11 protein-coding genes and 1 pseudogene are annotated in these 11,265 nt (G+C 62.1%); 7 read left to right on the top strand and 5 right to left on the bottom strand.

Annotated features, from left to right (window positions below):
• Nucleotides 1-16 precede the first annotated feature (16 nt).
• On the top strand, nucleotides 17-211 hold the full coding sequence (locus KTJ77_RS04060) for a hypothetical protein (protein WP_217337210.1): 195 nt from the start codon (nucleotides 17-19) through the stop codon (nucleotides 209-211).
• Between the two features lie 294 nt (nucleotides 212-505).
• On the opposite strand, the gene KTJ77_RS04055 is transcribed toward KTJ77_RS04060, so the two are convergent.
• The 3 genes from KTJ77_RS04055 to KTJ77_RS04045 all read right to left on the bottom strand — a co-directional run bounded on the left by KTJ77_RS04055 (nucleotide 506) and on the right by KTJ77_RS04045 (nucleotide 4,011).
• The gene (locus KTJ77_RS04055) at nucleotides 506-1,705 is read right to left on the bottom strand and encodes an MFS transporter (RefSeq protein WP_217337209.1); all 1,200 of its coding nucleotides are present in this window, start codon (nucleotides 1,703-1,705) and stop codon (nucleotides 506-508) included.
• 402 nt (nucleotides 1,706-2,107) lie between these two features.
• Nucleotides 2,108-3,181: a redox-regulated ATPase YchF gene (gene ychF, locus KTJ77_RS04050; protein ID WP_217337208.1), complete on the bottom strand. Its 1,074-nt coding sequence runs from the start codon at nucleotides 3,179-3,181 to the stop codon at nucleotides 2,108-2,110.
• Nucleotides 3,182-3,267: 86 nt separating this feature from the next.
• Nucleotides 3,268-4,011 (bottom strand): class I SAM-dependent methyltransferase, encoded by a 744-nt coding sequence (locus KTJ77_RS04045; RefSeq protein WP_217337207.1) that lies wholly within the window; start codon nucleotides 4,009-4,011, stop codon nucleotides 3,268-3,270.
• A 111-nt stretch (nucleotides 4,012-4,122) separates the two neighbouring features.
• Here KTJ77_RS04045 and KTJ77_RS04040 point away from each other — a divergent pair, with 111 nt between their 5' ends.
• The 5 genes and pseudogenes from KTJ77_RS04040 (at nucleotide 4,123) to KTJ77_RS13370 (ending at nucleotide 8,437) form a co-directional block, all read left to right on the top strand.
• Nucleotides 4,123-4,722: a 3'-5' exonuclease gene (locus KTJ77_RS04040; RefSeq protein WP_217337206.1), complete on the top strand. Its 600-nt coding sequence runs from the start codon at nucleotides 4,123-4,125 to the stop codon at nucleotides 4,720-4,722.
• A gap of 63 nt (nucleotides 4,723-4,785) precedes the next feature.
• Complete coding sequence (locus KTJ77_RS04035; RefSeq protein ID WP_217337205.1) at nucleotides 4,786-6,114, top strand: DNA recombination protein RmuC; 1,329 nt, start codon at nucleotides 4,786-4,788, stop codon at nucleotides 6,112-6,114.
• A gap of 173 nt (nucleotides 6,115-6,287) precedes the next feature.
• Nucleotides 6,288-7,487 (top strand): M20 family metallopeptidase, encoded by a 1,200-nt coding sequence (locus tag KTJ77_RS04030; RefSeq protein WP_217337204.1) that lies wholly within the window; start codon nucleotides 6,288-6,290, stop codon nucleotides 7,485-7,487.
• Nucleotides 7,488-7,615: 128 nt separating this feature from the next.
• Nucleotides 7,616-7,753: pseudogene (locus KTJ77_RS13675) on the top strand (type IV toxin-antitoxin system AbiEi family antitoxin domain-containing protein); the annotation flags it as partial.
• A gap of 213 nt (nucleotides 7,754-7,966) precedes the next feature.
• A complete protein-coding gene (locus KTJ77_RS13370; protein ID WP_254367360.1) occupies nucleotides 7,967-8,437 on the top strand; it encodes an endonuclease domain-containing protein in 471 nt (156 codons plus the stop codon).
• 218 nt (nucleotides 8,438-8,655) lie between these two features.
• On the opposite strand, the gene KTJ77_RS04020 is transcribed toward KTJ77_RS13370, so the two are convergent.
• Together KTJ77_RS04020 and glpX are read right to left on the bottom strand one after the other, a co-directional pair.
• The gene (locus KTJ77_RS04020) at nucleotides 8,656-8,853 is read right to left on the bottom strand and encodes a UDP-N-acetylmuramyl pentapeptide phosphotransferase (protein WP_217337202.1); all 198 of its coding nucleotides are present in this window, start codon (nucleotides 8,851-8,853) and stop codon (nucleotides 8,656-8,658) included.
• A 184-nt stretch (nucleotides 8,854-9,037) separates the two neighbouring features.
• Nucleotides 9,038-10,030, bottom strand: a complete 993-nt coding sequence (gene glpX / locus KTJ77_RS04015) for a class II fructose-bisphosphatase (protein WP_217337201.1) — start codon at nucleotides 10,028-10,030, stop codon at nucleotides 9,038-9,040.
• A gap of 188 nt (nucleotides 10,031-10,218) precedes the next feature.
• Here glpX and fbaA point away from each other — a divergent pair, with 188 nt between their 5' ends.
• Nucleotides 10,219-11,247, top strand: a complete 1,029-nt coding sequence (gene fbaA, locus KTJ77_RS04010; RefSeq protein WP_217337200.1) for a class II fructose-bisphosphate aldolase — start codon at nucleotides 10,219-10,221, stop codon at nucleotides 11,245-11,247.
• The last annotated feature ends 18 nt before the right edge of the window (nucleotides 11,248-11,265 follow it).

The following is an 11,265-nucleotide window of genomic DNA, read 5'->3' as shown; positions in this document are numbered from 1 at the left end:
ACAAGACGCCACCTGCATGACCAACATTCTCGTCACCGCAGACCGCGGAAGGAGCATCAACGCCGGGGCCGTCGAGCCCACCAACGTCAGAGCGCTACAGGCCACGAACACGCCCCACGCACCCCAAGACAGGTACATCGCGCACCCGCCGACCACCAGCATCGCCGTGGCAGCGATGATCGCCCAGTGTTTTCTCGCAAGAGGAAAATGAATACGTTTCGACCGGCTGGGGGCCACTCGTGTACCGCCGTTCAACAAAGGGACTGTCAGACGTTAATCTTAAACTCCACCACCTCACGGCCCGCCAAGCCTCCGCGAGAGCCCCTTTTGAGCGCTCATTGGAGAGAAGGATGCCGCCGATGGAATGCGGCATGCGCCAAAGGTTCAGTTCGAGAATCTAAACTCCACGACGTCACCGCAAATAGCAACCTCTGATTGCACCGGTTTCGCAGCGGCGGCAGAGAAGCCTCCGCGCGCTAGACCACACCACGCACAACCATACGGTTCAGTCGGTATCGATGGTCCGGACGACGGCGAGAGCAAAGCCGGCGCAGATCACGAACACCGCACCACCCATCGCCACGGGCAACGCGAGATGCACGCCAGCGAGAAGCCCGCCGATTAATGATCCAAGGGCAAGGCCGATCAACCCAAGGACGCGCGACGCGGCATTGACCCGCCCGAGGAGCGCATCTGGCACGAGACGCTGGCGAAGCGACGTCGCACAGATCCCCCACACCACGGCGTGGAGAATATAGATCGCCAGTAGCACCGAGGCAACCACTGCATTGCCAGTTACAGCGAGGGCCAGCAATGAGGCGGCCCCGGTGAGCAAACTTGCAACGATCGTCCAGCGGTAGCCGATCCGCGAACGGATACGAGCTGTCGCGAAGGAGCCGACGAGCCCACCGAGCGCGGACACGGCCAGGATGAGCCCGTACCCAACGCCATCGACCCCCAGCTGCTCCTGAGCGAAAATGACGAGGATGGAGAACGGAAGCATGTAGCCGATGCTCGCCAAGGCTCCAATCAATGCCAATCCCCCGACGAGGCGGTGGTGCGCGAGCCACGTTGCTCCCGCCACGGCTTCTCGCCATACCGAGGCGCGCGCCCTGGGCGCAACCGCCTCAGATGGTCTGCCCCGATGCACGGGTAGTGCAAGCGCGATCAACCCCGCAGCTGCCCAAAGCCCGCCCATTGCGTAGACGGGGGCAGCTGCAGCGATCGCAAAGAGGAACCCGCCGAGTGGCGGACCAGCGAATTCGTCGGCTATGAGTTGCGCGGCCGAGATCCGACCATTTGCCGTGTCCAGCTTGCCCTTCTGGACAAGGCCGGGAACGAGAGAGACCGCGGCGTTATCAGCTGCGCTCTCGAGCGTGCCGATGACCGCGTAAGCGGCGTAGAGGAGGACAAGACCTCCGATGTCCAGGTGCACGCAGATCGCAAGGGCGAGAACGGCAACTCCCCGCAGAATATTTGCGACGATCAGGATTAAACGGCGGTCCACACGATCGACCCATACGCCGATCGGCAGAGCCACGAGCAACCGGACGAGCGCGTAGAGCGTCGAAAGCCCGGCGATCCAGCGCGGATCGTCCGTAAGTGAGGTTGCCAGCAGCGGGATCGAGACGAACGCTAAACCGTCAGCCAGGTTCGACGCAGCGTTCGCTCCCCACAGGACACGAAAAGAACGACCAAGGGACACACACCCCAGAATACCTATCGCACCGCCACCAGCGGCTCATGGGAGCGAGCTGCTAGCGGGACGAAATCACTCGCACTCTGGCGGAACGAGACCTGCCCCAGTGAACCAAAGCGTTGTTGGATAACCGACTTATGAGTCAGACAGATTTTTGAGTCAGCGCACCTTCCGCGAGATCGCGGGTCGAACAACTTGAACCCGCCGCAGAACTGCCCAGCCGAAGCCACTCGCCAGAGACGCTACCGCAACGCGACAACGAGAATCGGCCTCTGCGAGAGCTCCGCAGAGACCGATCAAAGTCCCAGGTCAGCGGGACAAACGCTTAGCACCTGAAGGTAAAGCGGGACCTGTCCATCGAACCCAACCGGAGGCCGAGAAGATAAAATCCCTGGTCAGAGGCCCTTATTAGACATTAAATCTAAATTCGACGACGTCACCGTCGCGCATGATGTAGTCCTTGCCTTCGAGGCGAGCCTTGCCCTTGGCTCGGGCTTCGGCGACAGAGCCGGTCGCGATCAGGTCTTCGAACGAGATGACCTCGGCCTTGATGAAGCCCTTTTCGAAGTCGGTGTGAATAACACCGGCCGCCTGCGGAGCCTTCGCGCCCTGGGGAATCGTCCACGCGCGCGCTTCCTTCGGGCCAGCCGTCAGGTACGTCTGAAGGCCGAGAGTGTCAAAGCCAATGCGCGCCAGCTGATCCATACCTGATTCGGTCTGACCGGTCGCCTCGAGCAGTTCCTGCGCGTCGGCCGGGTCAAGGTCGATGAGCTCAGACTCGATCTTCGCATCGAGGAACACAGCCTGCGCCGGCGCGACGAGTTCTGCGAGCTCTGCCTTCTTCGCGTCGTCGGTGAGGATAGCCTCGTCGACGTTGAAGACGTAAATGTACGGCTTGGCGGTCAGCAGACCCAGCTCACGAATGGGGGTGACATCAATCTTGCTACCCGACAGAAGGGTTCCACGCTCCAGCGCATCTTTCGCTGCGTTCGCCGCCTCAAGAACCTCGGGCGAAGCTTTCTTCTGCTTGACCTCTTTTTCGTAGCGGACGATCGCCTTCTCCAGCGTCTGCAGGTCGGCGAGCATCAGCTCTGCGTTGATGGTCTCCATGTCGTTGCGCGGGTTGACCTCACCGTCAACGTGCACAACATCGCTGTCGGTGAAGCCACGCACGACCTGTGCGATCGCGTCGGCTTCACGAATGTTCGCAAGAAACTGGTTGCCCAGGCCCTCACCCTCGCTGGCACCACGCACGATGCCGGCGATGTCAACGAACGAAACGGTGGCAGGCAGGATGCGCTCCGAACCGAACACATCGGCGAGCTGCTGCAGACGCGGGTCGGGCAGGTTCACCACACCAACGTTGGGCTCGATCGTCGCGAACGGGTAGTTCGCCGCGAGCACGTTGTTGCGCGTCAGCGCATTGAAAAGAGTCGACTTGCCAACGTTGGGCAGGCCAACGATTCCAATAGTAAGAGCCACGGGCAACAAGTCTACGTGGCTTCGCGCGTAGTTCTGCCGCTAACCCCGTCGGAGAGCGGAACCTCGGGTGCTGCCGAGAGCGGAACCTAGGGTCGCGTTGCGCGGAAGGCTTTCGTCACATAGGGCATCGCAATGGTCTGCTCCCCTACGACTCCGAGTCGGTCGAGGAGCGCGTTCACCTCCGTAATCATCCGGTTCTGGTCAGCTTCGGCGGCGGTGATGAAGTAGCTACGCGAGCGCACCATGGCCTGCAAATCGGCGCGGTTCATCTCGCGTTTCCACTCGAGCATGTGTTCTTCCAGCGCCCCGAACGGATCATTGACGCGAATCTCCCCCGCCGCAATCATCTCTTCAGCGCTCGACGCATGCAGAATGTGCGTGAGGTCGTGCACCCACGCCACACGCTCGTCGCGCACGTTCCAAATCAAGCCCAGTACACCGCCCGGCCGGAGCACCCGCCCAATCTCGCGTGAGCCCGCCACCGGGTCAACCCAATGCCACGCCTGCCCCAACACCACCGCGTCGACACTTGCGTCATCCAGCGGAAGGTGCTCCGCGGTTCCGACTCTCGTATCAACCCCTGGCGTGCGCTCGTCAAGTTTCAGGAGCATCGCGGCGTCAGGGTCAACAGCGACCGCTTCCGCCTCACGAACTCGCAGAATTGAGCGCAACAGCTTGCCGGTTCCGGCGCCGACGTCTGCCACCGTCGGCACGCCATCGAGTGGAGCAAGTAAGAATTCGACCGAGGCAGCAGGATACTCCGGACGCCCCGCATCGTATGCGGCGGACGCCACCCCAAACGACGTCGACATTTCTTCAAGACTGGCCATGCAGCGAACGTAGCACTGGCCTCCGACAGCGGCCAGTTCGCCAGACGCGGGATAAACTGGAACGCGGCGCGCCTGCAACCACGGGGCGTGCTGCAAGAGAAGAGTCAGCACATGTCATTGGATTTCACCGCGATCGATTTCGAGACGGCGAACTCCAGCAACGCTTCAGCATGCTCGGTCGGCCTCGTGCGCGTGCGCGCGGGAAGGATCGTCGAGCAGACCGGATGGCTCATTCAACCGCCTGCTCCTTACGAGGAATTTCACCCCCGTAACGTCGAGATTCATGGCATCCACGCTGAAGACGTCACCACCGCCATCGGGTGGAGCGACCAGCTCGAATTTCTCGAGGATTTCGCCGGCGATGACGTGATGGTGGCGCACAACGCGGGCTTCGATATGGCCGTTATTCGGCGCGCTTGCGAAGCGACCGGTGATCTCTGCCCGCCGTATGAATACGTGTGCAGTGTGCAGGTGGCCCGGCAGGTTTACGATTTGGAGTCGTACCGCCTGCCATTTGCTGCCGCCGCGGCTGGCTTTACCGATTTCTCGCACCATGAGGCAACTGCCGATGCCCTCGCCTCGGCGCACATCATGATCGATGCGGCGCGTCGCGTTGAGGCCTCAGATATTCGAGAGTTGGCTGCTAAGACCCGCGTTCGCGTGGGGCAGATTCAGGTTGCGACGCTCGCTGAGTCGCTTGTGCTCGGCTGAGTTTTCGTCGGTCATCCCACCCCGCACACCGCCAATGTCGGAGGCCCCAGGCACACTGATGTCATGGATCCGTTGATCGCCGTTCTCCTCGTCGTACTGGCCCTTGCGGGCGGCCTGGCCCTGGGCTGGTTTGCTCGAGGCCGAGTCACCGCAGACGACACCGTGCTGCTCACGCGCCTGTCGGCGAGTGAGGCCAATGTCACGGCGCTACGCGAGCAACTGATGCAACGCGAGGCTTCGTACCGCGAATACACCGAACGTGCTCGCGATGAGCAAGAGGCGCACCGCGAGCGCGAGCGTCAGGAGGCTCGCGTCCTGACCGCGCTGAGCCCCGTCGCCGAGACCCTGCACAACATGCAGCGGGCGATGGCGTCGATGGAACGCGACAGGCAGGAGCAGTTCGGGCAGCTGGGTGAGCAACTCCGTCAGGCCCAGATCAACGATGAGTCGCTTCGCCAAGCGACAAACACGTTGGCGAGCGCTCTGCGTTCGACGACGACCCGCGGAACCTGGGGAGAGACGCAATTGCGGCGCGTCGTCGAGGCGGCTGGTTTGACGCATCACGTCGATTTTGATGTGCAGACGAGTATCACGACGGAATCGGGTGCGACGGGGCGCCCTGACATGATCGTGCGGTTGCCTGGCGGCAAGGCGATCGCGCTCGACGCCAAGGCTCCGCTTGACGCCTATCTAGAGGCTTCAGCGCGTGATTCAGACGCCGAACGCGCGGCCGCGCTGACGCAGCACGCCCGTGCGGTGAAGTCACACGTCGATGCCTTGGCGAAGCGCCAATACTGGACGGGCCTCGAATCGAGTCCCGAGTTTGTGATCTGCTTCTTACCGAACGAGGCGATGCTGTCAGCTGCGCTCGATAGCGACCCGACGTTGCTTGACTATGCCTTCCGCCAACGCGTTGCGCTGGCCTCCCCCGTGAGTCTGTGGGCGGTTCTCAAGTCGGTTGCCTACACGTGGACGCAAGACGAGGTTTCGGCCGAAGCCCACCAACTCTTCGCGTTGGGCAATCAGTTGTACGACCGTTTGGGGGCGCTCGCCGGTCACGCTGATGATCTTCGCAAGGCCATCGAGCGCACCGTCGGCGCATACAACAAGTTCGCGGGCTCGTTAGAGTCGCGCGTTCTCGTGACTGCTCGTAAGTTTCCCGGCATCGACGCGACCAAGCTGGCGCAAATGCCAGCACCGGCAGAAGTATCGGAAACGCCGCGCGCCCTGGTGGCGGCAGAGTTCGCAAACCTCGACGATACGGCCCCGGCGCGTGACGGCATCGCAGAGGCCGAATTCGTCCATGACAACGTGCCCGCTCGCGAAGCAGAAGCTGACGGGCTATGGCTGGCCGACCTTGCCGACGATATCCGCCGTCGCGCAAATGACTGACCTCGGGGTTGATCGGCGATCAGACATTACCTCCCGGCTGACGCACTGAGCGTTGCACGAAGGCGATCAGCGTAGGCACCGTCTCACCCAGCGAGAGCATGACTTCATGCGGGCCAGAGCACGTGTTAGGTGTAGACATCAGGAACCTTCGCCTCGACACGCAATGGAGCGTCATGTCATCGTCTTCCGCTGAGATCGTCACTGCTGCCCGCGAGCTGCTGCCCGAGCTGGTCGCGATCCGGCGCGAACTGCACCAGATTCCCGAGGTCGGCCTTACCCTCCCCCAAACACAAGCCGTCGTTCTTCGTGAACTCGACGGACTCCCGCTGGAGATCTCGACCGGCACCGACACCACCTCCGTCGTCGCCCTGCTGCGCGGCGCACACCCCGGCCCGACCGTGCTTTTGCGTGGCGACATGGACGGACTGCCCGTCACCGAGGTGAATGACCTTCCCTACCGCGCCACCAACGGCAATATGCACGCCTGCGGACACGACCTGCACACCACCGGCCTGATCGGCGCCGCGCGTCTACTCAGCGCGCGCCGCGACCAGCTTCATGGTTCCGTCATCTTCATGTTCCAACCGGGTGAGGAGGGCTACAACGGTGCGAGTGTGATGCTTCGCGAGGGCGTGCTCAATGCAACCGGCGAGACCCCGATTGCCGCCTATGCGCTGCACGTTGGACCTGGTCCGCTCGGCCAAGTCGAGACCAAATCAGGCACCATTCTTGCCGGATCGAGCGAGCTGGAAATCACGGTGCGAGGCAGCGGTGGCCACGGCTCGCAACCGCACACGGCTCTTGACCCCGTGCTGCCGCTGGCTGAAATCACCGTCGCGTTGCAATCGATGGTGACCCGTCGATTCGATGTGTTCGACCCCGTCGTGATCTCGGTCACCCAGCTTCGCGCCGGCGACGCCCTCAATGTCATCCCCGAACAAGCGACGCTGGGCGCGACGGTGCGCACAATGTCGGCGGAGACTCTCGAGGCATTGCCCGGCATGATCACTGACCTCGCCGAAGGCATCGCACGGGGCTACGGTTGCGAGGCCGACGTCACCTTTACGACGCAGTACATTCCGACCGTCAATGATGACTCCGAGCATGCTTTCGCCGTCGAGCAGATTCACCAGATGTACGGCGAAGACAGCGTCACCATTAAGCCGCACGGCATCATGGGTTCGGAGGATTTCTCGTTCGTGCTCGCTGAGGTTCCTGGCGCATTCATGATGGTGAAGTGTTCGCCGCCGGAAGAAGATCCGGCGACTCTTGCTTACAACCACTCCCCGCACGTTCTTTTTGACGACAGTGTGCTCGACCGCGTCGCCGGAATCCTCGCGCAACTCGCCATCGCCCGCCTCGCCGCGGCGTAGGAAGCCCCCACGGTTCACCGCCAAGACATCAGCGGCGCACCGCCCTTCCTCCACATCGCCCACCCAGGGGTTCGTTTCTCCCCAATACGCCGCAGACGCCGACCCGTCGCCACCACGAGCGGCAACGTATGGCTATGGATGTTCGGCACGCGCTCACTCGCTCGCAGGGAATTGCCTACGCGCGGGATCTCTTGTCACAAGGAGTCAGCCGCCACGATCTCTCCCGCGCCGTCGAGACAGGGACCTTGGTGAGACTGAGGAGCGGACTATTCGCGTTCGAAGCCGACAGCAGTATGGCGAGTGCAGCGAGGCATGGCGGTACCACGACGTGCGTCACCGCGTTGCGGCACTATGGAGTGTGGGTGCTCTACGACGGGCCAGAGAACCACGTGCACGTGCCAGTTGGGAGCCGAATCCACCCACATCCTGAATGCTCGTGTGTAACTCATCGCACGCCGATCCGTCGCCCCTTCGGCTTCATGCCCGTCCGTGAGGCGCTGGTTCATGCCGCACAGTGTCTCAGCAGCGAAGCCTTCTTTGCGGCGTTCGAATCCGCCTGGTTCCAACGTCTTCTCTCCCGATCCGATCGTGCCTGGATTCGATCGCGCGTCCCTACCCGCCTGCGCGTGTTGCTCGACTTCGCACGTCCCGACGCGGAAAGCGGTCTGGAATCGATCTTGCGTCTCCGTCTGCGCGCCGTCGGAATTACCTTGAGAACTCAGGTCTTGGTTCCGGGTGTCGGCCGCGTCGATTTCGTCATAGACGAGCTCATCCTGGAAGTCGACGGAGAACTCGGCCACGCCGATTCGCGGTCACGGCACAAGGACCTTCTCCGGGATGCACGCGCGGCACAGGCGGGTTATCGCACGCTCCGCTTTGACTATGCGCTCGTGATTCACCAGCGGCCCGAGGTGCTCGGCGCCATCCTGGGTGCGCTCAAGCAGCGCTAAATCCGATGAGAGTTCCGTGCCCTTCACCGTTGTTCGGATCAGCAAAATGCAACGGATTGTGTGACCAGAGTGGCTGATGTGACACCTGAGCAAGACATTCTGCAATCGCCAATGCATTTTGCAGATACAGCACCGGAACCGCGGGCCAGCACCGGAACCGCGGCCCGGCACCGGAACCACGGGCCGACACAGGGCTCAGCGGGCCCGAGAAGGCGGACTTATCCGGGGATGAAGCTAAGGAGAGAGACCACGGATATGGTCACAAAGACGAAAGCGGCGACGGGCCACCAGGCACTCATCTCTTCACCGGCGGGGCGACGCTTGCGGAATAAAACATCCTTACGGCGCGCTGGGTCGGTAGCGTCTGCAATGACGGCGTGGGCGGCCGTTGCCGGACGACTCGCTTCGATTGCCATAGTTCTACCTCGATCGATGCACGACGCACGTCATTCGCGCGACTTCTCCATCATCCCACCGAGAACCTGAGCGTCAGCGTCAAGACACGTTACGAAGCGGCTACGTTTTCGCCAACAAAAAGGGCCGAGCCTCAACAGGCTCGGCCCTTCATCGGGGCTCAATCACCCCAAAGTCACGCGTTAATCAGCCAAACCACTTCGACACGAGGTGCTCAGACGAGACCCGGCGCAGGGTTCCGGAGGCGCTACGCAGCACAACCGATTCGGTGTAGATGTAGTCGCCCTCGCGGCGCACACCGGCAACCAGCTGGCCGTCGGTGACACCGGTTGCAACGAAAATCGTGTTGTCGCTTGTGACGAGTTCATCGGCACCGTAGACGTGGTCGTCGAACTTCAGCCCGGCATCAATACCACGCTGCTTCTCGTCGTCGGTCTGTGGCCAGAGGCGTCCCTGGATGTGACCGCCGAGAGCCTTGATGGCGCACGCGGTGACAATGCCCTCGGGGCTACCACCGATACCGACACACATGTCGGTACGTGCGTTGTGGCGTGCCGCGTTGATGCCGCCGGCGACGTCACCATCGGTCATCAGACGGGTGCCAGCGCCAGCTTCGCGAATTTCCTGGATGAGCTTTTCGTGACGGGGGCGGTGCAATACCGAGACCACCATCTCTTCGACGGGCTTGTCGAGCGCCTTGGCCAACAGGCGAATGTTCTCACCGATCGGCAGACGAATGTCAACAACGCCAACACCCGCGGGGCCGGTGACGAGCTTGTCCATGTAGAACACGCTCGATGCGTCGAGCATCGTGCCGCGGTCAGCAACAGCGATCACCGAAAGCGCGTTGTTGCGGCCCATGGCGGTCAGCGTCGTACCGTCGATCGGGTCAACGGCAACGTCGCACTGCATTCCTTGGCCGGAACCAACGTGCTCACCGTTGAAGAGCATGGGGGCGTTGTCTTTTTCGCCCTCACCGATCACGATGCGACCGTCAAAGTTCACGGTACGCAGGAAGGCGCGCATCGCGTCAACTGCGGCACCGTCCGCTTCCTCTTTGGCACCGCGACCAATAAACGGCACCGCTCGAATGGATGCGGCTTCAGTTGCTCGCACCAGTTCCATTGCGAGGTTTCGGTCGGGACGAAGGGGGGACATATCTGCCGTCAGGCTCACCATGTCCCCAGAGTAGCTACGCGCACGTCAGAAAACGTGTCTGTTTCGAGAAGATCCGCCGAAGGAATTGCCATTCTTTCGCCAGCGACAAAGTTGGTTCCGATTACGCGCCCACGTCACAGAGAAAGCGCATATCCCTGCGCTTCGATAGAGTATGAGAGACCCCTCTTCACCCTTCTGAAGGAGACTCCATGCCCTTGGCAACACCGGATCAGTATGCAGACATGCTCACGCGCGCCAAGACGGGAGGATTCGCCTACCCCGCTATCAACGTTGCGAGTTCCCAGTCGATCAACGCCGTGTTGCAGGGCTTGACCGAAGCAGGATCCGACGGCATCCTTCAGGTCACGACGGGTGGTGCCGACTACTTCGCCGGCCACACGGTCAAGGCGCGCGCCACGGGTGCCATCGCCATGGCACGCTACGTTGCCGAAGTTGCAAAGAGCTACCCCATCACCGTTGCCGTCCACACCGACCACTGCCCGAAGGACGCTCTGCCCTCCTTCCTGCTGCCCCTTCTTGAGGCGAGCGAAGAACAGGTGAAGAACGGCGGTGAGCCGATCTTCCAGTCACACATGTGGGATGGCTCGGCCGTGCCGCTTGCAGAAAACATCGAGATCGCTCGTGAGCTCCTCCCCCGTATGAAGGCCATCAACTCGATTCTTGAGGTTGAGATCGGCGTGGTCGGCGGCGAAGAAGACGGCGTTCAGCACGAAGGATCTAACGACGCGCTGTACACCACGACGGGTGACGTTGCACAGGCCGTCGAGGCACTCGGCCTCGGCGAAAACGGTCGCTGGATCGCCGCCCTCACCTTCGGCAACGTGCACGGCGTGTACAAGCCGGGCAACGTCAAGCTGCGGCCCGAACTCCTCGGCGAAATCCAGGAGGGCATCGCCGCGCAGTTTGGCACCGGCGCCAAGCCTCTCGACCTCGTCTTCCACGGCGGCTCCGGCTCGACCGACGAAGAGATCGCCCTCGCTGTCGCCAACGGTGTCGTCAAGATGAACATCGACACCGACACACAGTACGCGTTCACCCGCGCGGTCGCTGGCTACATGTTCAGTAACTACGACGGCGTGCTCAAGGTTGACGGTGAAGTCGGCAACAAGAAGCAGTACGACCCGCGCGCCTGGGGCAAGGTTGCTGAGTCGGCCATGGCCGCTCGCGTTCTCGAAGCCACCAAGCAGCTCGGCTCGTTCGGCAAGTCGCAGGGCTAATCCCCGCACTCGTAGCGA

This window comes from Microbacterium sp. NC79, assembly GCF_019061125.1.
In the GTDB taxonomy this organism is placed as follows: Bacteria; Actinomycetota; Actinomycetes; order Actinomycetales; family Microbacteriaceae; genus Microbacterium.
Note: the sequence above shows the minus strand (reverse complement) of the source record. Positions and strands in the feature narration are given on the sequence as shown.